The organism is Nocardia sp. NPDC023733, assembly GCF_040639775.1.
Lineage (GTDB): Bacteria > Actinomycetota > Actinomycetes > Mycobacteriales > Mycobacteriaceae > Nocardia > Nocardia rosealba.
In genome coordinates, this window is the sequence record NZ_JBFAAN010000002.1 from 254,206 (window position 1) to 277,980 (window position 23,775).

The 23,775-nt window shown below is 68.3% G+C and carries 24 protein-coding genes and 1 pseudogene; 11 read left to right on the top strand and 14 right to left on the bottom strand.

The window, feature by feature from the left end; all coding sequences use genetic code 11:
- The first annotated feature begins 209 nt into the window (after positions 1–209).
- From AB0F86_RS12565 to AB0F86_RS12605, 9 genes are all read left to right on the top strand, one after another.
- Positions 210–1,718, top strand: a complete 1,509-nt coding sequence (locus AB0F86_RS12565) for an ABC transporter substrate-binding protein (protein ID WP_225278692.1) — start codon at positions 210–212, stop codon at positions 1,716–1,718.
- Positions 1,715–2,653 (top strand): ABC transporter permease, encoded by a 939-nt coding sequence (locus AB0F86_RS12570; RefSeq protein WP_356985824.1) that lies wholly within the window; start codon positions 1,715–1,717, stop codon positions 2,651–2,653. Before AB0F86_RS12565 ends, AB0F86_RS12570 begins: the two co-directional genes overlap by 4 nt.
- A gap of 148 nt (positions 2,654–2,801) precedes the next feature.
- Positions 2,802–5,399 (top strand): ATP-binding cassette domain-containing protein, encoded by a 2,598-nt coding sequence (locus AB0F86_RS12575; RefSeq protein WP_356985823.1) that lies wholly within the window; start codon positions 2,802–2,804, stop codon positions 5,397–5,399.
- A gap of 210 nt (positions 5,400–5,609) precedes the next feature.
- The gene (locus AB0F86_RS12580) at positions 5,610–6,599 is read left to right on the top strand and encodes a hypothetical protein (RefSeq protein WP_356985822.1); all 990 of its coding nucleotides are present in this window, start codon (positions 5,610–5,612) and stop codon (positions 6,597–6,599) included.
- 67 nt (positions 6,600–6,666) lie between these two features.
- Complete coding sequence (locus AB0F86_RS12585; protein ID WP_067485552.1) at positions 6,667–7,377, top strand: lytic murein transglycosylase; 711 nt, start codon at positions 6,667–6,669, stop codon at positions 7,375–7,377.
- Positions 7,378–7,492: 115 nt separating this feature from the next.
- Complete coding sequence (eno, locus tag AB0F86_RS12590; RefSeq protein WP_067485554.1) at positions 7,493–8,779, top strand: phosphopyruvate hydratase; 1,287 nt, start codon at positions 7,493–7,495, stop codon at positions 8,777–8,779.
- A gap of 44 nt (positions 8,780–8,823) precedes the next feature.
- Positions 8,824–9,396, top strand: coding sequence for a septum formation initiator family protein (locus AB0F86_RS12595; protein WP_067485556.1), 573 nt, complete (start codon positions 8,824–8,826; stop codon positions 9,394–9,396).
- Entirely contained in the window at positions 9,397–9,918 is a 522-nt protein-coding gene (locus AB0F86_RS12600; protein ID WP_067485558.1) for a DUF501 domain-containing protein, read from the top strand. It abuts the gene before it with no gap.
- 39 nt (positions 9,919–9,957) lie between these two features.
- Entirely contained in the window at positions 9,958–10,908 is a 951-nt protein-coding gene (locus tag AB0F86_RS12605; RefSeq protein ID WP_356986973.1) for a Ppx/GppA phosphatase family protein, read from the top strand.
- A gap of 12 nt (positions 10,909–10,920) precedes the next feature.
- Here AB0F86_RS12605 and AB0F86_RS12610 read toward each other — a convergent pair whose 3' ends face one another.
- The 9 genes from AB0F86_RS12610 to AB0F86_RS12650 all read right to left on the bottom strand — a co-directional run bounded on the left by AB0F86_RS12610 (position 10,921) and on the right by AB0F86_RS12650 (position 18,875).
- Positions 10,921–12,459 carry a molybdopterin-dependent oxidoreductase gene (locus AB0F86_RS12610; RefSeq protein WP_356986971.1) on the bottom strand — a complete coding sequence of 513 codons (1,539 nt, stop codon included), beginning with the start codon at positions 12,457–12,459 and terminating at the stop codon, positions 10,921–10,923.
- Positions 12,460–12,507: 48 nt separating this feature from the next.
- Positions 12,508–13,233 carry an anti-sigma factor gene (locus AB0F86_RS12615; protein WP_084475807.1) on the bottom strand — a complete coding sequence of 242 codons (726 nt, stop codon included), beginning with the start codon at positions 13,231–13,233 and terminating at the stop codon, positions 12,508–12,510.
- Entirely contained in the window at positions 13,230–13,880 is a 651-nt protein-coding gene (sigK, locus tag AB0F86_RS12620; protein ID WP_067485566.1) for an ECF RNA polymerase sigma factor SigK, read from the bottom strand. Before sigK ends, AB0F86_RS12615 begins: the two co-directional genes overlap by 4 nt.
- 116 nt (positions 13,881–13,996) lie before the next feature.
- The gene (locus AB0F86_RS12625) at positions 13,997–14,638 is read right to left on the bottom strand and encodes a fasciclin domain-containing protein (RefSeq protein WP_356986969.1); all 642 of its coding nucleotides are present in this window, start codon (positions 14,636–14,638) and stop codon (positions 13,997–13,999) included.
- Positions 14,639–14,725: 87 nt separating this feature from the next.
- Complete coding sequence (locus AB0F86_RS12630; RefSeq protein ID WP_225278701.1) at positions 14,726–14,992, bottom strand: YdeI/OmpD-associated family protein; 267 nt, start codon at positions 14,990–14,992, stop codon at positions 14,726–14,728.
- Positions 14,989–16,500 (bottom strand): NAD(P)/FAD-dependent oxidoreductase, encoded by a 1,512-nt coding sequence (locus AB0F86_RS12635; RefSeq protein WP_356986967.1) that lies wholly within the window; start codon positions 16,498–16,500, stop codon positions 14,989–14,991. Before AB0F86_RS12635 ends, AB0F86_RS12630 begins: the two co-directional genes overlap by 4 nt.
- A gap of 64 nt (positions 16,501–16,564) precedes the next feature.
- A complete protein-coding gene (locus AB0F86_RS12640; RefSeq protein ID WP_225278703.1) occupies positions 16,565–17,131 on the bottom strand; it encodes an NAD(P)/FAD-dependent oxidoreductase in 567 nt (188 codons plus the stop codon).
- Positions 17,128–18,051 (bottom strand): ferritin-like domain-containing protein, encoded by a 924-nt coding sequence (locus AB0F86_RS12645; protein ID WP_356986984.1) that lies wholly within the window; start codon positions 18,049–18,051, stop codon positions 17,128–17,130. Before AB0F86_RS12645 ends, AB0F86_RS12640 begins: the two co-directional genes overlap by 4 nt.
- A complete protein-coding gene (locus tag AB0F86_RS12650; RefSeq protein ID WP_356986965.1) occupies positions 18,048–18,875 on the bottom strand; it encodes an SDR family NAD(P)-dependent oxidoreductase in 828 nt (275 codons plus the stop codon). The genes AB0F86_RS12645 and AB0F86_RS12650 overlap by 4 nt, the downstream gene beginning before the upstream one ends.
- 102 nt (positions 18,876–18,977) lie before the next feature.
- Between AB0F86_RS12650 and AB0F86_RS12655 the strand changes: the two genes are divergently transcribed.
- Both AB0F86_RS12655 and AB0F86_RS12660 read left to right on the top strand, forming a co-directional pair.
- Entirely contained in the window at positions 18,978–19,628 is a 651-nt protein-coding gene (locus AB0F86_RS12655) for a TetR family transcriptional regulator (RefSeq protein ID WP_067637884.1), read from the top strand.
- 173 nt (positions 19,629–19,801) lie between these two features.
- A complete protein-coding gene (locus AB0F86_RS12660) occupies positions 19,802–20,536 on the top strand; it encodes an alpha/beta hydrolase (protein ID WP_356986963.1) in 735 nt (244 codons plus the stop codon).
- A 206-nt stretch (positions 20,537–20,742) separates the two neighbouring features.
- Here the strand turns inward: AB0F86_RS12660 and AB0F86_RS12665 are convergent, their stop codons facing one another.
- The 5 genes and pseudogenes from AB0F86_RS12665 to AB0F86_RS12685 form a co-directional block, all read right to left on the bottom strand.
- Positions 20,743–21,009, bottom strand: a complete 267-nt coding sequence (locus AB0F86_RS12665; RefSeq protein WP_181696646.1) for a Txe/YoeB family addiction module toxin — start codon at positions 21,007–21,009, stop codon at positions 20,743–20,745.
- Positions 21,006–21,287, bottom strand: coding sequence for a type II toxin-antitoxin system prevent-host-death family antitoxin (locus tag AB0F86_RS12670; protein ID WP_181696645.1), 282 nt, complete (start codon positions 21,285–21,287; stop codon positions 21,006–21,008). Before AB0F86_RS12670 ends, AB0F86_RS12665 begins: the two co-directional genes overlap by 4 nt.
- A gap of 134 nt (positions 21,288–21,421) precedes the next feature.
- A complete protein-coding gene (locus AB0F86_RS12675) occupies positions 21,422–21,970 on the bottom strand; it encodes a carboxymuconolactone decarboxylase family protein (protein ID WP_356986961.1) in 549 nt (182 codons plus the stop codon).
- Positions 21,971–22,246: 276 nt separating this feature from the next.
- Entirely contained in the window at positions 22,247–23,266 is a 1,020-nt protein-coding gene (locus tag AB0F86_RS12680; RefSeq protein WP_356986986.1) for a hypothetical protein, read from the bottom strand.
- Between the two features lie 124 nt (positions 23,267–23,390).
- Positions 23,391–23,651 (bottom strand): annotated as a pseudogene (locus AB0F86_RS12685) (YdeI/OmpD-associated family protein); the annotation flags it as partial.
- Positions 23,652–23,775: the final 124 nt, after the last annotated feature.

A 23,775-nucleotide genomic window follows, 5' to 3' on the forward strand; every position in this document is an offset into this window, starting at 1 on the left:
ACATGCTCTCATGGCAAATAGCTTATGGGTATGGGCCTGATTTCTACCCGAAGTCGCTGGCAGTCGCTGAATCGGGGGCCGTGGGCGGCGTGGCGGAACGGACTCGGTCGAAAGGAAGACCACCACCGGGCTACTGTTTTAGGCTAGCCTCGCCTAGTTTGCGGCGCCCGGTGAAGGGGTCCGGCGCCCGCCGCTCGAGGAGGAACACCATGGGTTTCACACGCAGGCAGTTGCTGCAATCCGGCATCGGTCTCACCGCAGTGCTGCTGGCCGCGGCGTGCACCAGCGGTGAGGAGTCGAACGGAACCGTCAAGCCGGGCGGCACGCTGCGCGTCGGCGCGCTCGGTACCGCCGCGCGCAGTGAACGCGATCCGCACGCCAATCTCAGCAACGAGAGCGACTTCCTGATCGCCTCCCTCGTCTACGACGCGCTGACCGTCCCCGGCGACAACCCGAATGTCGTGCCGCGCCTGGCCGCACGGTGGGAGGCCGACGCCGAGAACCGCCGCTGGACCTTCACCATCGCCGAGGGCGCCAAGTTCCACAACGGCGCGCCGGTCACCGCCGATGACGTGGTGTGGTCGATGCGGCGGCTGCGGTCGGTGGGCGGGGCGTCGAAGATGCCGGTCGCCGAGAACGACATCGTCGCCGACGGACCGAACCGCGTGGTGTTCACCGTGCCCGCACCCAATACCCAACTGCCGCTGCTGCTTCGGCTGATGACCTTCACCGTCCCGCAGGGCACCACCGACTTCGCCGCCGGCGTCGGCTCCGGTCCGTTCCGGCTCGAGTCCTACCAGAACGGCAACGCCCGCCTGGTGCGCAACGAGAACTGGCACGGCACCCCGCCGTCGCTGGACGCCATCGAGGTGACCATGTTCGACAGCGTCACCGCGCTCGGCAACGCGGTGCTCGGTGGGCAGATCGACCTGGCCTCCAATGTCGGTGCCATCGCGGGCCGCACCGCCGCAGGTCGTGGCGATCTGCAGGTGATCCGCCGCCCGGACGACACCATGCTCGGTGTCGCGATGCGCGCCGCCGACGGGCCGTTCGCCGACGCGCGGGTGCGCACCGCGTTGCGGCTGGGCGTGGACCGGGAAGCGCTGGTCAACCAGGTGCACTCCGGGTTCGGCACGGTCGCCGCCGATGTGCTCGGCACCGCCGACCCGCTCTACGACACCTCGCTGCGCCGCAGCCGCGATATCGAGCGCGCGAAAACCCTGCTGCGCGAAGCGAATTTCGATACCGGGCGCAGCTACCCGTTCGTCACCAAGGCCGAGGTGCCCGGTGAGGTCGAGTCGGCGAAGGTGATCGCCACCCAGCTCGCCGAGATCGGTGTCCGCCTCGACGTGCAGGTGGCCGAGTCGGGCGCGTTCTACGACCAGACCTGGTTGAACGCCCCGCTCTACACCGTGTCCTGGGGTACCAACGATTCGGTGCTGTTCCTGGCCGACAAGCTGATGACCTCGGGCTCGAACCGCAACGAAACCGCCTTCCGCGACCCCGAATTCGATGCGGCCAACGCCAAGGCGCTCGCCACGACGGGCGACGAATACGGCCGTGCCGTGCGTGAGTTGCAGCGCATCGAGTTCGAGCGCGGCGGCTACCTGGTGTGGGGCATGGCCGACGGTGTCGACATCGCCGCCGCGTCCGTGCGCGGGCTGCCGACCCTCGGCGGTTTCGCCCGCGTCCAGCTGGAACGTGCCTGGTTGGCGTGAGTGCCGTGAAAGCGTTCGCCCTGCCCGCGCTGCGCCGGGTCGTGCTGCTGGTGACGCTGCTGGCCATCGTGTTCGTCGCGGTGGACCTGCTGCCGGGCAGCGCGGCCCGCTCGGTGCTGGGCAGGGAGGCCGGTGCGGCCGAGCTCGCGGCCAAGGAACACGAGCTCGGTCTGGACCGCGCACTGCCGGTGCAGTTCTGGCACTGGATCACCGGTGTGCTGACCGGTGACTTCGGCCGGACCGCACGCGGTAACTCGATCGGGGACATGCTCGCCGACAAGTTTCCGCAGACGCTGCTGCTCGGCGGGATCGCCCTGCTGCTCACGGTGGTGTGCTCGCTGGCTCTCGGCTGCTGGTGGGCGATGCGGCCGAAGGCCTTCGGTTCGCGAATCCTGCAGCCGACCACGACCATTGCCGTCGCCGTTCCCGAATTCGTCTGCGGCACCGTGCTGATCCTGGTGTTCTCCCTGGCCACCGGCTGGCTGCCCGCCGTGACGATCACCGATCGCTCCGGATTCCCGGCGGGACCCGAGATGCTGGTGCTTCCGGTGTTGGCGCTGGCGATTCCCCAGATCGGCTGGAACACGCGGGTGGTGCGGTCTGCGCTCCTCGATGTCGCCGCCGCTCCGCATGTGGAAAGTGCTGTGCTGGACGGTCTTCCGCGCCGCGTCATCCTGCTCCGGCATATGCTGCCCTTCGCCGCTCCCACGATCGTCGCCGGGTATGCGACCTCCGTCGGCATGCTCTTCGGTGGCGCCTTGGTCGTCGAAACCCTCTTCAACTACCCCGGTGTCGGCGCCGTCCTCGCGGGCTCGGTGGCCGACCGCGACACCGCGACCGTCGCCGCCGTGGTCGCCCTCACCGCCATCGTCATCATGCTGCTGCTCGCAACCGCCGACCTCGTCCGAACCTGGTCCACCCGGGGGACCCGATGATCGGCGCTCGAGATCACTATGCGCCGGCGGCTTCTCGGTCGTCGCTCACACCCGAGCGTGGTGAACGTGCGTCCATGTCCTGCGGGGTAGGTCGGGAGAGCGTGCGGTGCACGAGCCGGAGTTTCGGGAAGTCCGCGGAGGTGGCGTGATGGGTGCGGAAAGGTGGGGGCGCGACCGGCGTGCGTCGCGCACGGTGGGGGGTCTGGGGAGAACTGTTCGTTCGTGGCGGTGGGGTACCGGCCTCGGGGTCGGGCTGGTGGTGTTGTGTGCGCTGGCCGGGCCGTTGTTCGCGCCGCACGGGGCGGAAGAGGCGGTGGGGATTCCGTTCGCGGGGCCGGGTGGGGACGCGGTGCTCGGCACCGACCGGCTCGGGCGCGATGTGTTCAGCCACTTGCTGACCGGGGGCACTCAGCTGCTCGTGGTCTCGGCGGTGATCGCGGTGGCGGTGACCGTGTTGTCCGCGGTGCTCGGGGCGGTCGCGGCGGTGCGCCCGCGTGCGGGTTCGGTGATCGAACTCGCCGGTGATCTCGTCATCCTCCTGCCCGCCGTGCTCGGCATCCTGCTCGTGCTCACCGCCTGGCCGGAGGGTGGGGTATCGGCGTTGATCGTGGTGTCGCTGGTGTTCGGTGTGCCCTACTGCGCACGGATCTTCGCCGCCTCGGCCGCGAGCATCGCCGCCACCGGCTACGTCGAAGCGGCCGTCGCCAGCGGAGAATCACTGCCCTACTTGGTCTTCCGGGAGATCCTGCCCAACCTCCGCTCGGTCTTCACCACCCAGCTCGGCCTGCGTTTCGTCGTGGCGATCTACCTGGTGAGTACCGTCTCCTTCCTCGGTGTGCCCGCGCTCGGGGCCGACAACTGGGCGATCATGGTCCGCGACAACGCCTCCGGCATCCTCCTCAACCCCTGGGCCGTGCTGGCCCCCAGCGCCGCCATCGCGATCGTCGCCGTGGGGGTGAACCTGGTGGTCACCGCCGGGTCCGCGCGTCAAACCCGACGCCCGCAGACTCCCGACGAGTCGGCATCTGTCTCCGGTGTAGAGCACGTTGTGGCGCCGAAAGTTTCGGCAGAGAAGTCGGTGTCGGCTGGGCGGCCGAACGGGCGACCCGCACTGATCGGCGCCGAAACAGCGGATGGGCGCGCGCGAGGGCAGTATTCCTCGGAGCGACGCCCAGCTTCGGCCGAGGCCGCTGGTAAAGGCTCTGATCCGGCCGACGCGGGGGATGTGGCGGTTGTCGACGGGCTGACGGTGGTGAGTGAGACCGGGGCGGTGTTGCTTGCGCCGTTGTCGTTCCAGTTGAAGGCCGGGACCGTGACGGCGCTGACGGGGGCTTCCGGGGCGGGGAAGTCGACGGCGATGCGAGCATTGCTCGGGCACGTGCCCGCTGGGATGCGGTGTGCGGGCACGGTGCTGGTGGCGGGGCAGGACGTCTTCGGGCTCGATCCCCGTGCGCTGCGGATGTTCCGGCGCGAGCGCATCGCCTATGTCGGCCAGGACCCTGGTTCCGAACTGAACCCCCTGCTGCGCGTTCGCGCCCTCCTCGCCGAAGCCGCGCCGAGAAGCACCGAGGCCGAACGGCAAGCGATGCTCGATCGTGTCGGGCTGGACGAGAGCTTCCTGCGGCGCCGCGTCGGTCGCCTGTCCGGCGGCCAGCAACGCCGGGTCGCCTTGGCCCGCGCACTCCTCCGCCGCCCCACGGTCCTCATCCTCGACGAACCCCTCGCCGGCCTGCACGGCGCCTTGCGTACCGAAATAGCCAGACTCGTAGCCGATCTCGCCGTCACCGACTCCACCGCTGTCCTGCTGTCCGGCCACGACACCACCACCGTCCACGCCATCGCCGACACGGTGATCGAGGTCCACCCACCCAGCGCCGTACCCACGTCCCGCCGGTCGAGCCCCACGAACGGTGCCGCTGCGTCCGGTGACGAGGTGCCGCGAGGCGAGATCACTGTTGCCGAGGGCTTCGCCGCACCTGCGAACACCACAACAAACGGCGCCGGCGAGCCAGGTGTTGCACTGTCCGCCAAAGGAATCACCGCCACCGTAGACAACCACCGAATTCTCTGCGAGATCGATCTGGAGGTGCGGGCGGGGGCGGCCTTGGCGGTCGTCGGGCCTTCGGGGGCAGGCAAGACCACGTTGGCGCGGGTGATCGCAGGGTTGCAGATCGGGGAGGCGGGGGTCGTCGAGGCGGGTGGGATGCGGGCTCCGGTCGGGAAGCGACGACGGATCAAGATGGGGGCCAACGGTATTCAGCTCGTGACGCAGAACCCGTTGGCAGCGTTGAATCCTCGCCGAACCGTCGAACAGACCCTGGCCCGGCCACTGCGGCGGATCGCCCGCGTGCCGAAACCGGATGTGCGCAAGCGGGTCGACGCCCTGCTCGCCGATGTGGATTTACCTGCCGACCTCGCGAGCAGGCGACCACACGAACTGTCGGGCGGACAACGTCAGCGCGTCGCCCTGGCGCGAGCTCTCGCCGCCGATCCGGCCGTCCTGATCTGCGACGAGATCACCACGGCCCTCGACCAGCACACGGCCGCGGGCGTCATGACCCTGCTCGACCGCCTGCGCGCCGAGCACGGCACCGCCGTCCTGTTGATCAGCCACGACATGGCACTGGTCGCCAGGCACTGCACCGACCTGCTGGTCCTCGACCACGGCGAGGTCGTCGAAAGAGGCGATCCCGCAATCGTTCTCGCGGCGCCGGTGCATCGGGCCACCGCGGAGCTGCTGGTGTAACGGCGCAGCGATACGAGCCGATCTCATCGGGTTGTCCCCCAAGCGTTTTCAAGGAGACGAACCCCGATGATCCACCCCGCCCCTCCGCATGAGGGCGCTGTGCCGCCGAGCCTGCCACCGTCGACCGACATTCCGGTGGTGCGGCCGTGGACGGAATCGTCTCCGTATCCGGCGCCGGAACCGAGCCGACCGCGTCGCAACCCCCCGGCGATGTTCGCGATCGTCGCCATCGTCGTCTTACTCACTGCCGCCGGAGCAGTCACGGGCTACTTCCTCACCCGGCCCGAGGAACCACGCATGGCCGTCGGAGATTGCCTGAGCCGGGACGAACTGCCCGTCGAATACGCCTGCGCCGACGACCTCGCCGTATACCGGGTGCTCGCCAGGGAACCGATGCAGCACCCGTTCGCCATGGCTTGCATGAAATTCGAGCAGGCGACCCGCGCGGTAGCCGACCCGAGCCCCACCGACGGCGAAACCGTGCTGTGCCTCGAACCGACCGAGAAGAACATGACCGACGCGGGCGGCCTTCGCCCCGGCGACTGCATCGATGTACGCAAGTCCGGCGGCGAAATCGAACGCAGCACATGCGGATTCACCGGCGGGCCCCATGTTGTGATCGCCACCGAACTGCACGTCAAGGTCCCGGTCACCGATCGGGCCTGCGAATCCCACCCGGAAACCCGCGAAGCCTATGCCCAGTCGTCCCTGGGTGGCCGTGCCGTGGTGATCTGCACGAAACCCGCCGAGGACTCCGACTCGATGGCGGGAGCCTTTGTGGGCGAATGCGCTTCGAACGTGTCGATGAAGACGATCGCGTGCGCGCACCGGTCCGCCACGCACCGGGTGCTCTCGGTGCGGACCCAGTACACCGAACCGGCCGACCCCAAATGCGAGGAGGTCACCAACGCCAATGCGGCATCGGTCTCGCTCAACGACAACACCGACCTGCGCGTCGTCGTCTGCCTGGGGCCGATCGACCAGAACCACCTCGGTTACGCCCGGCCCGGCGACTGCGTCACCGGTTACGCGGGCACCGCAGGCCTACCGAGACTCGTGAGCTGTGACGACAGCAGTGCCGACGGCCGCGTCACGTCCGTGTACGACGAAGCGAACATCGGTTGTTCGGCCGGCGAGGCGCGAATGTCACGCGAGGCGGGCGTATCCCACGGCTCGACTATCTGCCTCGTCGGGACCTGAGAACTCTGAGAAGTCACTGTGAGATGTGCATGGCGGCGCGCTGATCTGGATGATTGATTGAGTGTCTGTGCAGAAAGCCGGCGTCATCGTCGCCGTGGCGGTGGCCGCGTTGCTCACGGGGTGCAGTTCGCTCGCGTCGATTCCCGGTGACATGCCGCCGGGCCCCGGGGTGGCCTTACCCGTCATCGATATCGATGCGCCGGGTCGCGCCGCCACGCAGTTACGCGGCTGGGCCGACGAGCAGTCCGACGCGCTCGGCATCGCACCGGTGGCCCTCGAGGCCTACGGCTACGCCGCCGCCGTGCTCGCCAGGTCGGCGCCCGAGTGCGGCATCGCCTGGACGACCATCGCGGGCATCGCCAGCGTGGAGAGTGGGCACGGCACCCACCGGGGCGCCGACGTGGACGCCGACGGAACCGTTCGCCCGCCGATCATCGGTGTCGCCCTCGACGGAACCAAGGGCAATGCCGTCATCCGTGACACCGACGGCGGCCGCCTCGACGGCGACACCACCTACGACCGGGCGGTCGGCCCGCTCCAGTTCATCCCCGAGACATGGCAGCGCTGGGCCGTCGACGCCAACGGTGACGGCGTGCTCGACCCGCAGAACATCGACGACGCCGCCCTCACCGCCGCCCGCTACCTCTGCACCCGCGGCGGGAACCTGACCTCGGCCGACGGCTGGCAGCGTGCCCTGTTCGCCTACAACCAGTCGAACAAGTACATGCTGGTCGTGCGGGATCGGGCCGCCGCCTACAGCATCGGGCGCCGCGCCTAGTGGCCACCTGCCCGGAGTGCCGGTTACTGCCTGCCACCGCGAGACGATAGGCTCGGCTGCGCACGGACCATCCCGTGAGACCTACCGTGCCTTTCCGTCGTAAGGAGTCGTTTTCGTGGCCATCATCGAACAGGTCGGAGCTCGCGAGATTCTGGATTCGCGCGGCAATCCCACTGTCGAGGTCGAGATCGCCCTCGACGACGGCACCCTGACCAGGGCAGACGTGCCGTCCGGCGCGTCCACCGGTGAGCACGAGGCCGTTGAGCTGCGCGACGGTGGCGACCGCTACAACGGCAAGGGCGTCACCAAGGCCGTCGAGGGTGTCCTCGACGAGATCGCGCCCGCCATCATCGGCCTCGACGCCGTCGAGCAGCGCACCGTCGACCAGGTCCTGCTGGATCTGGACGGCACCCCCGACAAGTCCCGCCTCGGCGCGAACGCCCTGCTCGGTGTGTCGCTGGCCGTGGCCCGCGGTGCCGCCGAGTCCTCGGGCCTCGAGCTCTTCCGCTACCTGGGCGGTCCGAACGCCCACGTGCTGCCCGTGCCGATGATGAACATCCTCAACGGCGGCGCGCACGCCGACACCGGTGTGGACGTGCAGGAATTCATGGTCGCCCCGATCGGCGCGCCCACCTTCCGCGAGGCGCTGCGCTGGGGCACCGAGGTGTACCACTCGCTCAAGGCCGTGCTCAAGGAGAAGGGCCTGTCCACCGGCCTGGGTGACGAGGGTGGCTTCGCCCCCGACGTCGCGGGCACCAAGGAAGCGCTCGACCTGATCAGCCTGGCCATCCAGAAGGCGGGCTACAAGCTCGGCACCGATGTCGCGCTCGCGCTCGACGTGGCCGCCACCGAGTTCTACACCCCCGGTGAGGGTTACAAGTTCGAGGGCAAGGTCCGCTCGGCCGAGGAGATGGGTCAGTTCTACGAGGAGCTGCTCACCCAGTACCCGCTGGTCTCCATCGAGGACCCGCTGTCGGAGGACGACTGGGACGGCTGGGTCGCGCTCACCGACGCCATCGGCGACAAGGTGCAGCTCGTCGGTGACGACCTGTTCGTCACCAACCCGGAGCGCCTGGAAGAGGGCATCGCCAAGGGCGCGGCCAACGCGCTGCTGGTGAAGGTCAACCAGATCGGCACCCTCACCGAGACCCTCGACGCGGTCGACCTGGCCCACCGCAACGGCTACAAGACCATGATGTCGCACCGTTCGGGCGAGACCGAGGACACCACCATCGCCGACCTCGCGGTCGCCGTCGGCTCCGGCCAGATCAAGACCGGCGCCCCCGCGCGTTCGGAGCGGGTCGCCAAGTACAACCAGCTGCTGCGCATCGAGGACGCCCTCGGTGATTCGGCACGCTACGCCGGCGACGTGGCCTTCCCGCGTTTCACCGGCGAGTTCTGAACAAGAAGTACCGCGGGACCTGGAGATGATGGGGTAGAGCGCCAATGACCGAGCGACGTGCGCGGGGGACCAGTCCGGGTGGACGAGGCGACCGGCGCACGTCGCGGGCCGCGCGCTCACGCCCCAGTCCGCTCGACACACCCGGCCGTCCGACCGCCGCCAAACGCACCACCCGGCGGCGGCCGGAAACGGCCACCCGCAAGCCGAGCGGCAAGCTGGAACGCACCGAGCACACGATCCTCGGGCTCTCCACCGGCAAGGCGGTGATCCTGGCCGCCGTGCTGTGCGGGCTGGCGCTCACCCTGGCCGTGCCGACGCGCACGTACTTCAGTCAGCGTGCCGAGGCGGCCGCGCTTGCCGAGGAACGCGCCGAACTCGATGCCGACCTGGCCGCCCTGCGCGATCGTCGTGCGCAGCAACAGGATCCGGCCTACATCCGCACCGAGGCCCGCGAACGGCTGCGGCTGGTGATGCCGGGCGAAACCCCTTACATCGTGCAGGTGCCCGGTATCGAGGCGCCCGCACCGCCGCCGATGAGTACCCGAACAGCGGAGCCCGACCCCTGGTACACCGACCTGTGGCGCAGCATCTCCGAACCAGCACCGGAAGGACCGTAGGTGACCGCACCGAACGAGCGCGACCTCGAGATCATCGCTCGGCAACTGGGCCGCGAGCCGCGCGGAGTCCTCGCGATCGCCTACCGCACCCCGGACGGTCTGCCCGCCGTGGTGAAGACCGCGCCGCGCCTGCCCGACGGCACCCCGTTCCCCACGCTGTACTACCTCACCGACCCCCGTTTGACCGCTGAGGCGAGCAGGCAGGAATCGGCCGGGGTGATGCGCGAGATGACCGAACGCCTCGCCCACGATCCCGAACTGGCCGCGGCCTACCGGGCCGCGCACGAGAGCTACCTGGCCGAGCGCAACGAGATCGAGTCGCTCGGAACGGATTTCACCGGCGGCGGCATGCCCGACCGGGTCAAGTGCCTGCACGTGCTGATCGCGCATTCCCTGGCCAAGGGGCCGGGTGTGAACCCGCTCGGTGACGAGTCCGTGGCCCTGGCCGCCGACGCCGGGCTGCGCGGAACCGCCGTTCCCGCCGACTGGCCCGCTGCCCGCAAGTCCGACGAACAGGCATAATCGCGGGACAGCAGCTGGTCGAGACCTGGAGGAACACTCATGAGTGAGCGCATCGCCGCAGTGGATTGCGGAACCAACTCGATCCGTCTGCTGATCTCCGAAGTCGGCGCCGACAATGTGCTCACCGATGTGCACCGCGAGATGCGCATCGTGCGACTCGGCCAGGGTGTCGACGCCACCGGGCGGCTCGCCCCCGAGGCGATCGAACGGACCCGCGCCGCGCTGGCCGATTACGTCGATGTGATGCTGGCGCAAGGTGTTTCGCGCGTGCGGATGGTGGCCACCTCGGCCACCCGCGACGCCGCCAACCGGGACGACTTCTTCTCCATGACCCGCACCGAGCTGGGTCGCGTGGTCGAGGGTGCCGTCGCCGAAGTCATCACCGGTGACGAAGAAGCTCGGCTGTCCTTCGCCGGTGCGGTCGGTGAATTGTCTGCCGACGCCGGACCTTTCGTCGTGGTCGACCTCGGTGGTGGCTCCACCGAACTCGTCGTCGGCGACGAAAAGGGTGTGCAGGCCGCCTATTCCGCCGATATCGGTTGCGTGCGCATCACCGAACGCTGCCTGCCCGGCAACCCACCTACAGCCGAACAGGTTGCGGCGGCAAAGGAATTCGCGCAGGAGAAGCTTGACGAGGCGTTCGCGAAGGTCCCGGTCGACAAGGTGCACACCTGGGTCGGTGTCGCGGGCACCATGACCACCATCACCGCCGTCGCCCTCGACCTTCCCGAATACGACTCGGAGCGTGTGCATCTGACCCGCCTGAGCCTCGACGAGGTGCACCAGGTGTGTGACCGCCTGGTCGCCATGGACCACGACGAGCGCGCCGCCCTCGGTCCCATGCACCCCGGCCGCGTCGATGTCATCGGCGGCGGCGCGGTGATCACCGAGGTGCTTGCCGACGAACTGGCCCGGCGGGCCGGTGTCACCGAGCTGATCGTCAGCGAACACGACATCCTCGACGGCATCGCGATGTCGATCCTGCGTTAGGAGCGAGCCGACTCAGCGGATGGTGACCACGCGGCTGTGGTGTCCGGTCGATCCGTCGGGGAAGGGCGTGGCCCGCTCGTCGGTCTGGATATAGCCGGCGGCGTCGGTGGCGCGCACCCGAAGGGAATGGGTGCCGGGCGAAGCCTCCCACCGCCAGGTCCACTGACGCCAGGTATCGATGGAATACGCCTCGGCCAGGGTGGCCCGCTGCCAGGCGCCGTCGTCGACTTGAACTTCGACGGCGCTGATGCCGCGGCCCTGGGCCCAGGCGACGCCCGCGACGACGACTTCACCTGCGGGTAGGGTCGCGAACGCTGCGGGGACGTCGATGCGGGAGGCGGTCTTGATCGGCGCGACCGGTGCCCATCCGCGATTGGTCCAGTAGGCCTCGGCGCGATCGAAGCGAGTGACCTCGAGGTCGACGACCCACTTGGTGGCCGAGACGTACCCGTACAGGCCGGGAACGATCATCCGCGCCGGATAACCGTGCTGCACCGGCAGGGCGGCGCCGTTCATGGCCACCGCAAGCAAAGCATCGCGATTGCCTGTGAGAGCCGCCAGCGGGGTACTGGCAGTGAAGCCGTCGATACTGCGCGACAGCACCATGTCCGCGTCGGAAGACGGGCCGGCCTCGGCCAGCAGATCGGCCAGCCGGTAACCCGTCCAGCGCGCGGTACCGAGCAGGTCGCCGCCGACCTCGTTGGATACGCAGGTGAGCGTGATGACGGATTCGACGGCGTCGCGGGCCAGCAGTTCGTCGTAGTCGAGCCGGATCTCGCGCTCGACCATGCCATGGATGCGTAGTCGCCATTCGGCGCGGGTCAGCGAGGGCAGTTGCAGGGCGGTGTCGACGCGGTAGAAGTTGTCGGCATCGGTGACGAACGGGGTGATTCCCTGGACCGGCAGATCCATCGCCGCCGATACCGGAGGTGCGGGTTCGGCGACCCTGGGCAGGAGGAATGCGGCTCGGTCGGCGGCGATGTCGCGCAACCGGGTGGCGAGGTAGCGTCCCGCGGCGCCCGCCGCGACGACACCGGCGGTGACCCCGGCCAGCGCGAGGACGAATCCACGGCGGGTGGGGCCGGTCGTTTCCGATCGTTCGGCAGGCGGGAACCGCAGGAACAACAGGGCAAGGGCCAGGACACCCGCGAGGGTTCCGGCGAGCGTGGGGATCGCGAACCACGGTGTGGCGCTCGGCCGTCGCAGCGCCAGGAAGGCGACGATCAGGCCGAGCGCGGTGAGCACGCCTGCCGCGAGGGCGAAGCGACGGCGGGCGAGCTCACCGATCAGGCCGGCCGCGACCACCATGACCACGGCCATCGAGATGGCCAGTGCCAGTTTGTCGTTGGCTCCGAACCAGCGGATGGCGCTTTCTTTCAACCACTTCGGCGTGTTGTCGACCACCGTGGCGCCGAGCACGAAGAACGGTGACGCGGACGGCGCGACGACCACGGACACGAGATGACCGACAGTGAGTACGGCCGCCGCCGCCACCGTAGCGGCGGCCGCGGCCATGAGATGTCCGAGCCGCCGGGGTTCGGGGTGGACCATGCTGACCTCCTGAGGATGTGGCTGCCCCCACGGTCTTCCGCGAGCGGGTCAGTCGACCGTCATACCGGTGAGCACCGGTAGCGTCGGGGCTGACGAACCACCCGACGGTTCGACTGTCACGGCCAGTACGTCGGCCGATCGGACCGGGGTGACGATCATGGGCTGTCCGGCCAGCACGGCGACCGATTCCGGTTGCCCGCCGGGCGGCACCCGCCACAGCTGATACGCCCGATCAGCGGGCAGGGCCGGTAGATCGTGGAACTCCACCGCCGCGGCCCCGAGCTCCTTCGACAGGTGCACGACCATTTCACCGCCGCCGGTGACAGCGGCCGAACCCGACCGGCTGTCGGGTTGCTCGAGCACCTGTTGCGCGGTGACCGCGTCCGGTCCGTCGTTCGCCCGGTCTACGGCGACTGTGATACCCACCGCCGCACCCGCGAGCACGACCGCTGCTGCTGCCGCCGCGAGCCATCGCGCTGGGCGGCGCCCAGCCACGGAGTTCGTTCTCAGCGGCTGGGCGCCGCGCGGGTCCAACGCTTGCAAGATGGCTGCCTCCAGCCGGGCAGGCGGTGTCACCACGTCCATCGCTGTCAGCGCGGCGAGAGTTTCCTGAATACGCCGCACGTTGGCGTGGAAATCGGCAGCCACAACGGTTCCCGCGGCCGCTAGCCGCTCATCGATCTCGTGGCGTTCCCGGGCATCGAGTGCGTCCAAGGCGTAGGGGTACGCCTCGTCGAACCACGACCAAGGGGTCCGCCGATCTGTATCGCTCATCGGGAAGTCCCTCCGGTCAAACAGTTCTCGAGCCTCTTCAAACCGTCCCGGATCCGGCTCTTCACCGTCGGCAACGGTACTGCCAAGGTCTCGGAGACCTCGACGTATGTGCGCCCGCTGTAGTATGCGAGCGCGACCGCTTCGCGCTGCAGGGCGGTCATCGTTTCCAGGCAATCCAGCACCGACTGCTCGTCGAGTCGCTGGGTGACTTCCTCGGACACCACATCGTGATCGCGTCCGAGATGACAGTGGCCGAACACGATGTCACGACTCGTGGCGGACTGCTCGGCGCGCACCCGGTCGACAGCACGTCGGTGGGTGAGCATCATCAGCCAACCGATCGGGCTCGCCTTGTCCGGGTCGTAGTCCGCGGCCAAGGACCAGACCTGCAGGAAGACTTCCTGCGCGATCTCCTCGGCGAGGGCATGACTACGCACGACCCGCAGTGCGAGCCCGAAGACCCGTGGACTGGTCGTCCGATAGAACTCGGTGAACGCCGGTCTACTGCCCGCGGCGACGTCGTAGAGCAGTGTCACCAGCCGAGCCTGCACAGCCCGGTCCGCCCGGCGGTCGGTGGGACAGGCGGGCGACGGATCGGTGGGTACCGATCGCAGGCGGATCGGCGAGGGTTCGGGGACATTCGTCATCGTTGATCCCCTGTTTCCATGCGCATGGGAGGGACTTCGCACCACCCATGCCGCCGGATGGGTGGTGCGACGAAATTCTTCTCCCGAGCGTACGGTCCGCGCTAGTGCCTGCGCGTTCACGCCGGTGGCATGAGCACTGTGTCGATCATGTACACGGTGGCGTTGGCGGTTTGCACCCCGCCGCACAGCACCTTCGCGTCGTTGACCGTCAGGTTGTCGCCGGAACCGCTCACCTTCACGTCGGCGCCCTGCACCGTCGCGTGTGTCCCGGCGATCTGCGGGGGCTCGATCCGACCGGGAACCACGTGGTAGGTCAGGATGGTCGTCAAAGTGGCCGAGTCGGTCTTCAACGACTCGATGGTGGCGGGATCGATCTTGCCGAACGCCGAATCGACCGGTGCGAACACGGTGAACTGTCCGCCGTTGAGCGTGTCCACCAGGTTCACATCGGGGTTGAGCTTGCCCGACACCGCCGACACGAGGGTCTTCAACATCGGATTGTTGGATGCGGCCACGGCGACCGGGTCCTGAGCCATGCCCGCCACCGAGCCGGGGCCGGAGGGAACTTGGGCCGCGTACTGCGCGCATCCGGGCCCGACCGGGCCCGAGGCTGCCGGGGTGCCCATCGCCGAGGACGTGGCCGCCGTGGTACTCGCGGCCGTCGCCGTGTCGGCCTCGTCGTCTTGTGAACAGGCCGTCACACCGACTACCGAACCGAGCAGCAGGGCCGCCATCAGGGAATTACGTACAGATCGCATGGTCTTCCATCACTTCCGTCGAGGCGGTCGCAGCCGCACAGCTGTTTGACGGAAGGATTTCGGCCAGCCACCCCGCCCGGATGGGCGCTACTTGCCGGTGCGCTCCCGATGCTGACATCCGGGCCAGCAGCACGGCCGCCGCTGCCCCTCTTCGAGTTCCTCCTGGGTCCGCCGGATCCGCCGCTCCCGCGTCGCGGCCTGCTTGGCGTCCTCGACCCAGCAGATGAATTCGTTGCGAGCCAGTGGCGTGATGTCCTGCCACGCCGCCAGCGCGGTGGGATTGCTCGCCAGCGCCGTCCGCAGATCAGCGGGCAGCTCGTGCACGACCCCACCCGGCACCGATGGACTGCTCATGTTTCCACGGTAGCGCTCAATGGTCGGGGAGCTGCTGTGAACAGGTAGTCGGACAGGTCGAAATGGCCGCTGCGCCAGGCTGCCTCCAGGGTGGAGGACGGGCGAAGGGGCACATCACCGTGCTTGTCGAAGTAGTAGCTGTTCGCATCGGCGCAGCTGTCCTGCCAGAACACCTGGCCGCCGCGGCGGGCCAGCACCTCGCGGAAGAAGCGGTCGTTGGCCTCGCGGCGGACCTCCACGCGGGTGGCTCCGGTGCTGCGGGCGCGGCGCAGGCAGCGCAGGATGTGGCGGGTCTGGTTCTCGATGAGCGTGAAATACGAGGCGCCGTTGTAGCCGTAGGGGCCCATGATGGAGAAATAGTTGGGAAATCCCGGCACGCTCACGCCCTCGTAGGCCTGCAGCCGGTTCTCGTCCCACCATTTCTCCAGGTCGAGGCCGTCGACGCCGTGCAGGTCGTAGGTCGGCATATTGCCCGATTCCATCACCTTGAAGCCGGTCGCGAGAATCAGCACGTCGGCCGGGTGTTCTGTGTCCTCGGTGCGCACGCCGGTGGCGGTGATCTCGGTGATGGGCGCGGTTTCCAGCGTGACGTTCGTGCGGTTGTAGGTGGCCAGGTAGTCGTTGGAGAAGCTCGGCCGTTTGCAGCCGAGGGCATAGTTCGGGGTCAGCTTCGCGCGCACGGCCGGGTCCTTCACCTGGCGGCGCAGATGGGCCAGCCCGGCGCGCTCGCCGATCGCGGCGGTGGGCAGCGAGCGGTGGTAGTGGGCGGCCAGCGGGAAGGTCACCTCGACGTAGGTCTGGCTGATGAGCCGCGTGAGGGTGCGGCCGCCGGGCAGGCGTAGCGCCAAGCGCGCGGGTGGCGGCATGGGCAGATCGGGACGGGGCAGGCACCAGATCGGAGTGCGCTGGAAGACCGTGAGGTGCTCGACCAGCGGCGCGATCTCCGGGATCACCTGGACCGCCGACGCCCCGGTGCCGATGATCGCGACCCGCTTGCCGCGCAGGTCGAGTCCGTGATCCCAGCGCGCGGTGTGCACGGTGGTCCCGGCGAAGGTCTCGATACCTGGAATGTCGGGCAGTTTCGGGCGGGTGAGCACACCGGTCGCGCTGAGCACGAACCGGGCGCTCAGCTCGGCGCCGTCGGCGGTGCGCAACACCCAGCGGTCGGCGTCGGCGTCGAAATCGGCGGCGACCACGGTGGTGCCGAACCGGATGCGCGGGCGCAGACCGTACTTGTCCACACAGGATTCGGCATAGGCCTTGAGTTCGCGGCCCGGCGCGTACACCCGCGACCACTCGGTCCGCTGATCGAAGGAGAACTGATAGCTGAACGACGGAATATCCACGGCCACACCGGGATAGGTGTTCCAGTGCCAGGTGCCGCCGACCCCGTCGGCATCGTCGACCATCAGGAAGTCCTCGAAACCCGCCTCGCGCAGCGCGATCGCGGCACCGATCCCCGAGAAGCCCGCCCCGACGATGATGATCTCGTGATCGATGGTGCTCATGCCGCTGCCTCACTGAGATTCGGCCGCACTGTTCGCACGGTGCGCGGATAGCTGATTCGCTCGCTCACGCTGATTCCTTTCTGTCGGCGGCGCCTACCCTGGCGGCTGTCGCGGGCAGCTGGCCACCGCGGCCGATGGTGCGCACGACGTGGTGGGAGTCGTCGGCGAAGACGATGGTGTCGACCCGGTGCTCGATCCCGTCGACCGTGCGCACGCCCAGCGGGGCGAGCCGTGCGATCGGCCAGGTGACCAGGCGGCAGTGCGGTTGCCGCAGCGTGCGGTAGTAGCTGTCGTGCACCGCGACGCCCGCGTCGTCGTCGGGCGTGAGCCGATACCGCAGCCACGAATCACGCACTTGCCAACGGAGATTGGTGCGCGCGACGAGCCGCACCAGACGATCCGGCGCGTGCCGCAGGGCGCCGGACGGCAGGGGTGCGCGCGGCACGATCCAGACGGCCTCGGTCTGGAACACCGTCACCCGCGCCGCCTCGGCCGCGATGCCGGGCAGCAGTCGCGCCACCGCGGCGCCGGAGCCGATGATCGCCACCCGCTCACCGGTGAACTCCCGGCGCGGGTGGAAGTCGAGGTGGTGCACGATCCGGCCGTCGAATGTGCCGGGAAGCCCGGTCATTTCGCGACCGGATGGTAGGTGAGCTCGCGTACCCACGACGGACGGTGGCCGAGCACGCGGACCGGGAAGCTGTCGATACAGGCACTGGACACATCGGCGAGCAACTGGAAAGGCTGGCGGTGGTTGATCGTCGCCTTCGCGTGCAGGCGCACCACGTGATAGAGCGGCAGCCGCCGGATCTGCGGGCTGCGCTCGCCGACCGTCTCGTAGCGCCGCACCGCGTTCCACAACTTTTCCTCGTCCAGACCGAGCGCCACGATATTGGCTGCCATCCGCGACAACAGCGGCGCGTAGAGCAGCGCGCCGAGCACGAACGACGGACGCGCCGCGAAACCCGCTGTCTCGATGGCGATCTTGCGCAGCGGTCCCGCGCCGAGCTGCTCGAGCACCTGGAAACCGACGGCCAGGTGCCGGGATTCGTCGCTGTTGATGTGCCGGAACACCTCGTGGCACACCGGATCATCGACCTCGTCGAGCAGGAACTTCACCAGCGCGCCGTCCAGCGCCGTCTCCAGGGACGGGATGACGGTGCCGAGGACGGGCAGGGTCATGTGCTCGGCGTAGCGGTCGAGCCAGCTGATCACGAGGCGAATGTTCTTGTTGGGCACCGGCATCGCGTCGTCGTCGAGCATGCCCCAGCGGCGCATCAGCGCCAGCTCGGCATTGGCGTGCTTCTGTTCCTCGGCGTGGAAGTGCCGGTAGATCTCGCGCAGCGCACCGGGCGGTGCCTGCTGGACCAGCGCGGCGAAACCGCGGGCGCCGACGTGCTCGATCCACACCAGATCGGACATGAACGCGGCCAGACGCGGCCGCTGCTCGTCGGTGACCAGCTCGGCACCCGGTGCGTTCCAGTCGATATCGGCCAGGGCCCATTGCTTGGCCCGCACGGTGGCGAGCATGTCGGGATAGGAGAACATCAGCGCACGACCCGCTCCAGCAGGCCCGCCGAACGGGTGTAGGCGGCGGGCATCAAACGTTTGGCCTGCCACAGCACTTTGGCCTCCAGTTGTGGCACCACGTAGAGATCGCCACGGTCGACGGCGTCGAGGGTGGTCTTCGCGATACTCGCGGGCGGGCGGCCCGTCCACCGCAGGAGCGATCCGCCGAGGCGTTCGGCGGTGCCGTCCAGTGGCGAATCCGACCGCAGGATCCCGGTTTTCACGGCCGTGGGACACAGCACCGTCACGCCGACGCCGGTCCCGGCCAGCTCGGCCGCCATGGTCTCCGACAGCGCGAGCACTCCCGCCTTGCTCACGTTGTAGGCGGCCATCCGTGGTGCCGCGCCGAAGGCGGCGGCGGAGGCGACATTGACCACCGTTCCCCGCCCCGCCGCGCGCAGGATCGGTGTGAAGACGTGACAGCCGTTGATGACTCCCCACAGGTTCACCGCGAGGGTGCGTTCCCAGTCGTCGAGGGTGAACTCGCCGACCGGCGGCCCACCCGCCCCGATCCCGGCATTGTTGACGACCAGACTGGGCGCACCACCGAACCAGTCCTGCGCCAGGGCGGCCAGCGCGGTGACCTCGTCGATCGCGGTGACATCGCAACGGGCGCCGACGGCCTTGCCGCCCGCGTTCTCCACCAGCACGGCGGTCTCGGCGGCCCGGTCGGCGTCGATATCGGAGCACACCACCCGCCCGCCGCGCCTGCCGAGTTCGACGGCGAACGCGCGGCCGATGCCGCTGCCCGCGCCGGTGACCACCGCATCTGCGTGTTCGGTTCGACGACGACGAAACAGGCGCATGGCGACTCCCTGGTTCAACCGGTCCGGTCCGAACTGGTGTCATCTGCCACCATTGGCCGCACCTGACACCAATTAGGCGCGTGACGGAGTACTTTGTCAACCATGGATGTGCGCGCACCGGCCCGGACCTGGGGCGGCCGCACCGCCGAAGAGCGCAGGGCGCAGCGCCGCGCCGACCTGATCGCGGCCGCGCTCGAGATCTGGCTCGACAGCGGATGGGCCGCGGTGACGATGCGTGGCGTCTGCCAGCGGGCCGCGCTCAACGACCGGTACTTCTACGAGAACTTCACCGACCGCGACGACCTGCTCGCCGTGGTGTGGGACGAGGTGTGCGCGGAGGTCTTCGCCGACCTGGCGACCATCCTGGCCGACAACGCCGACCGCGCCCCCCTGGAAATCCTGCGCGCCGCCATCGCCCGCGCCGTCGAACTGCAGACCGACCTGCGTGGCCGGGCCCGCATCCTGCTCGCCGACCACGCGGGCAGCGCCGTCCTCGAGCAGCGCCGCAAAGCCATGCTCACCGACGCCACCGACCTCCTGCTCGCCGCCGCCTGGCCCCACCTGCGCCCCGACGCCGACGAGACAGCCGTGCGCATGAGCACCCTGGCAGGCATCGGCGGCTTCATCGAACTGCTCACCGCCTGGCGCACCGGCGCCATCGACGTCGACGCCGCCCGCCTTGTGGAACACACCTACGCCATCGCCACCCAACTCGGCGCCATGTTCCTGCCCGCGGACATCATCGGCGGTTGAAAATCCGTTGGCGAACGACGGCGCCCACTGCTACCTTTCACGAATTCCGTGACAGTGGACGAGGAGGTGGTACCCGTGAACGCAGTATCGACATGGGTGCTCTCCACTGGAGTCACGGTCGGGCGATAGGTCGTCCGGGAGCGCCGATTACAGCACTCCCGAAAGGCACGACCGTGCGATTCATTACCGAACAACGCCTCGACGACGACATCCTCGAACGCGAATTCCTCCTCGGCGACATCCCCGGAATCCTGTGGACGCCGGCGTCTGTCTCTACGCCGATGCCCCTGATCCTGGTAGGCCCTCCTCCTATCGGCCTGCGCAATGCGTACCCGCGCCTGCTCGCCCGGGTCCGGCCCACCGTGGCGGCGGGCTACGCCGCGGCCACCATCGAACTCCCCGGGAGCGGTGACCGGCCCCGTTCGGCCGCCGCCGATCAGGCCCTCGCCGACCTGCGCCGAGCGCTGGCTGCCGGCGGACCCGTCGACGACGAGATCGTCGACCGGCTCATCCTCCCGCTGGTAGACGAGGCTGTCCCGGAGTGGCAAGCCGCCCTGGACGCCCTCCTCGCCCTGCCCGAAATCGGTGGCCCGGTCGGCTACTCGGGCGGAGTCATCTCCATCGGCACCCGACTGGCAGTCGTCGAACCACGTATCGCCGCCGCCGTCCTGTTCGCCGGCAGCTTCGTGCCACGCGCCATCCTCGAGGAAGCCCGCAACGTCAGAATTCCGCTGCACGTCCTGCTGCAATGGGACGACGAGGGAAACGACCGCCAACGGTCCCTCGACCTGTTCGACGCCTTCGGTTCCGAGGAGAAGGCCCTGAACGCCAATATGGGCGGGCACATCGGCGTTCCGCCGTACGCCGGGGCGGAGGCAGGCCGATTCTTCACCCGGCACCTGACGTGATGTCGGCAGTCAACGGCATGCGCGGCGTAAGGGTGCTCGAGTAGCCCGTCGTGTGGCAGTGTCTCCGCCGATCTTGTGTCGGCGGAGACACGAGCGCGGGCTCGGTGCCGTGCCACAGTGTCCTTGTCGGAGTGCCCCCACTGGGACTCGACATCCTCGACGGCATCGCGATGTCGATCCTCGACCGATCCTGACGAGAAGTCAGTTCATTCGTAATGCCCACGGCAAGCGATGACGACAACTTCGTCATCGGTGGCGCGATAGACCAGCCGATGTTCCTGGTCTATGCGGCGCGACCAATATCCGGTGAGATTCGCACGTAGTGGTTCGGGCTTGCCGGTACCCTCGGCTTGGCCGTTGCGGACGATATCGCCGATCAAGCGGTTGATCTTGGCAAGCATCCGTCGGTCATCCGCGAGCCAGGAGGTGTAGTCCGTCCAGCCGGTTTCGACGAACGTCACCTTGCGGCTCATTCCTCGACGTCCTCGGTCGCGTCCACCCCGATGAGTTCGCGCGCGACGGCCATCCCTGCCCTGTCCTGCTCGATTCCCCTGGCCAGCCAGGCGGCATTGGCGGGATTGCCGAGCAGATACGCCGTTTCCTTCAACGCGTTGTACTCGGCGAGCGAAATCACCACGGCTGATCCCTTGCCGCCGGACCTGGTGATGATCACCTCGTCGTTGTCTTCGGTCGCGGCGTCGAGAACGGCGGTGAAATTCTCCCGAGCGGAACTCTGGTGCATGGCCTGCATAAGACAATGCTACGTGATCCAGTACTGGATCAGGTACTAAAAATGGCGGCTTCCTCCTTGCTGGTGCGTTCGCGGTGTGCACAGCCGGGCCGGCTGCACGGGCGTCGTCGGCCAGCAGAGGCGGCGACCCGCGATCACGGAGCGCGCGGCGGCTCCGGCATCGCGCACGCCATCCCGTCCGCCATCCCCATCGGTCGTACTCCGAGCCCTTGGTTGAGTCGGGCCCGCTTGTTCTCCCACGCGATGGTCGTGGCGAGCTCGGCCAGCTGCGCCTTCGTCAGGTGGGTGAGCAGGTCGGCACGCAGGTCGTCGACATCCACCGCGGGCGTCACCGTCATCGCCTCGGCGAACGCGATGACCAGCTTCTCCAACTCGCTGTAGGCATCACTCGTGTGATACCGAGGCAGATCGGTGATCTGCCGCTCGCTCAACCCACTCGTATGCGCCAGCGCCGACCCGATATCGAGACAGAACTGACAGGCCACCAGCCCCGCCGTCTTGAGCTCGGCGAGTTCTTTGAGCCGAGGATCGAGCTTGTTGCTGAACAACAACGCCGTCTCGTACCCCGCGGTCGCCACCCCGATCTGCGGTCGCCGCCCCAGCCACCCCACCAGATCCCCACGATGCCGGCGAGCCCGCCGAACCACTGTGGCATACCCCCGAATCCGCCCGATCACCCGCATCGTCAACACCCCTTCGTGCCCGCGATTCGCCTACGCACGAAGCTACGCCGCGGACCCACCGAAACCCAGCGTGATCCCCAACACCCACCGGCGGGAACTTCCATCCCCCTCGATCAGCTCTTCAACCCTCAAAATGCTGTCCGTACCGTTGCCGTCGTTGGACGAGCCGCGGCGAATCGGAGCCGAGGTGGCGGATGGTAAGCGCTCCGAGAACACATCGGCACAGTATTCGACACGTGTCAGCAGCACCGCGCGACTTATCGAGCCTGACTCGGGCTAGTCATCGGCGGGCGCGAGGGATTCGGCTTCGGATCGCAGGTCGGTGGCCTCGTCTGTGCGGCCCAATTCGGTGAGAGCGGCTGCTTGGGCTGTCAACGCGGAAGCGAGGTCGGTCTTCAGGCCCTTGCCGTAGGTCTGTAAGTCGACCACCAACTGTTTGGTCTTCGTCGTCGCGTGTGGCTTCGCGGCTTTCGCGACCATTACCGGATAGCGCTTGTCGAAACGGGCGAGCAGGCGCCGTCGTTCCGCGATCTCCTCGGCCCGCACCTCGACAGTTTCGGCTGAACGCCCGAGTTCACTGAGGTAGAAGGCTTGCTCGTACAGCGACTGGGCAAAGTTCTGCGACTTCGTCCGGCCCAGCGGCATGGCGACCATATGACGGCGCACGGCCGATGCCTCCGCCGCGTGTTCCAGCGCCGTGTCGGTGTTGCCGCTGATCCAGTGCCGCCGAGCCATCACGGCGTGATACTGCCCAAGCCGGTCGGCCAGCTCGAAACCGCCGATCGCGAACGGCGGCGGGCGAAGTCCGGCTGCGGGACCGGCGCTGTAGAGCGAGGACCACACGGGCGACAACCCCTCGTCCGGACGTTGTTTCGCCCGCGCGATCTCGTGATCGACCCGCACCAGCTCAGCGCCGTTCGTGAGCTGCCACCCGCCGAGCACCTCCGAGGCCACCGCTAGATACATCAATACGCCGAGCACCAGAGCGGAAACCACCGCCACCGGCCAGGTCCACACCGAAGGTGCCAGCTTCCACACCGCCATCGCCACCGCGTCGACTATCGCCAAGAGTACGAAAAACCAACCGGCAACCAGGATTACGCCGCGCGGCAGCACCGACAGCACCATCCAGACGACCCCGCGACCAGCACTGCTGAACCCGATACCCGGCAGCAATAGGAACAGCAGCCACAGCGATTGACCCGTCCACAACCAGATCGGCACACCGATCGTCGCGCCGACGACGGCCCAGATGAAAGCTGCGCCCCACCCGCCGAATTCCTCCCCGTTTCCCATACTCCGATGTTCCCAGGATCCACCGACAGATAACCGCCCAACCAACAGGATTCGGTCGAGCGTTCTCCGAGAACACCACAAGGTCGCGTCGGCGGCGGACTACCGCACCGCCGAGCAACCAGGCCCCCGTCCGCTCGCGGTGCTTGCATCCCGGCCAGCAACACGGCCTCCGCTGGCCCTCGGCGAGCTCCTCCTGAGTTCGCCGTATCCGCCGCTCCCGAGTAGCGGCCTGCTTGGCATCCTCCACCCAGCAGATGAACTCGTTGCGCGCGAACGGCGTGATGTCCCGCCAAGCCGTCACCGCCACCGCGTTCCCGGCCAACGCCTCACGCAACTCGGCTGGCAACTCGTGCACCACTCCACCCGGCACCGGTTGTTCGCTCATATGTCCACGATGATTGCCCATCGCCCCGGCAGACGGCAGCGCGTCGAGCGGCTCAGGATCACGCACACCGGTCACCGTCATGGAACATCCGCTCATGCCGAGTTCACGGTGCACCGATGAATTC

What these genes read in the sequence shown, in the direction of transcription:
- AB0F86_RS12565 (WP_225278692.1), top strand. Translation starts at nt 210, where the DNA reads ATGGGTTTCACACGCAGGCAGTTGCTGCAATCCGGCATCGGTCTCACC.
- AB0F86_RS12575 (WP_356985823.1), top strand. Translation starts at nt 2,802, where the DNA reads ATGGGTGCGGAAAGGTGGGGGCGCGACCGGCGTGCGTCGCGCACGGTG.
- AB0F86_RS12580 (WP_356985822.1), top strand. Translation starts at nt 5,610, where the DNA reads ATGTTCGCGATCGTCGCCATCGTCGTCTTACTCACTGCCGCCGGAGCA.
- AB0F86_RS12595 (WP_067485556.1), top strand. Translation starts at nt 8,824, where the DNA reads ATGACCGAGCGACGTGCGCGGGGGACCAGTCCGGGTGGACGAGGCGAC.
- AB0F86_RS12605 (WP_356986973.1), top strand. Translation starts at nt 9,958, where the DNA reads ATGAGTGAGCGCATCGCCGCAGTGGATTGCGGAACCAACTCGATCCGT.
- AB0F86_RS12610 (WP_356986971.1), bottom strand. Translation starts at nt 12,459, where the DNA reads ATGGTCCACCCCGAACCCCGGCGGCTCGGACATCTCATGGCCGCGGCC.
- AB0F86_RS12615 (WP_084475807.1), bottom strand. Translation starts at nt 13,233, where the DNA reads ATGAGCGATACAGATCGGCGGACCCCTTGGTCGTGGTTCGACGAGGCG.
- sigK (WP_067485566.1), bottom strand. Translation starts at nt 13,880, where the DNA reads ATGACGAATGTCCCCGAACCCTCGCCGATCCGCCTGCGATCGGTACCC.
- AB0F86_RS12625 (WP_356986969.1), bottom strand. Translation starts at nt 14,638, where the DNA reads ATGCGATCTGTACGTAATTCCCTGATGGCGGCCCTGCTGCTCGGTTCG.
- AB0F86_RS12630 (WP_225278701.1), bottom strand. Translation starts at nt 14,992, where the DNA reads ATGAGCAGTCCATCGGTGCCGGGTGGGGTCGTGCACGAGCTGCCCGCT.
- AB0F86_RS12635 (WP_356986967.1), bottom strand. Translation starts at nt 16,500, where the DNA reads ATGAGCACCATCGATCACGAGATCATCATCGTCGGGGCGGGCTTCTCG.
- AB0F86_RS12640 (WP_225278703.1), bottom strand. Translation starts at nt 17,131, where the DNA reads ATGACCGGGCTTCCCGGCACATTCGACGGCCGGATCGTGCACCACCTC.
- AB0F86_RS12650 (WP_356986965.1), bottom strand. Translation starts at nt 18,875, where the DNA reads ATGCGCCTGTTTCGTCGTCGTCGAACCGAACACGCAGATGCGGTGGTC.
- AB0F86_RS12655 (WP_067637884.1), top strand. Translation starts at nt 18,978, where the DNA reads ATGGATGTGCGCGCACCGGCCCGGACCTGGGGCGGCCGCACCGCCGAA.
- AB0F86_RS12665 (WP_181696646.1), bottom strand. Translation starts at nt 21,009, where the DNA reads ATGAGCCGCAAGGTGACGTTCGTCGAAACCGGCTGGACGGACTACACC.
- AB0F86_RS12670 (WP_181696645.1), bottom strand. Translation starts at nt 21,287, where the DNA reads ATGCAGGCCATGCACCAGAGTTCCGCTCGGGAGAATTTCACCGCCGTT.
- AB0F86_RS12675 (WP_356986961.1), bottom strand. Translation starts at nt 21,970, where the DNA reads ATGCGGGTGATCGGGCGGATTCGGGGGTATGCCACAGTGGTTCGGCGG.
- AB0F86_RS12680 (WP_356986986.1), bottom strand. Translation starts at nt 23,266, where the DNA reads ATGGGAAACGGGGAGGAATTCGGCGGGTGGGGCGCAGCTTTCATCTGG.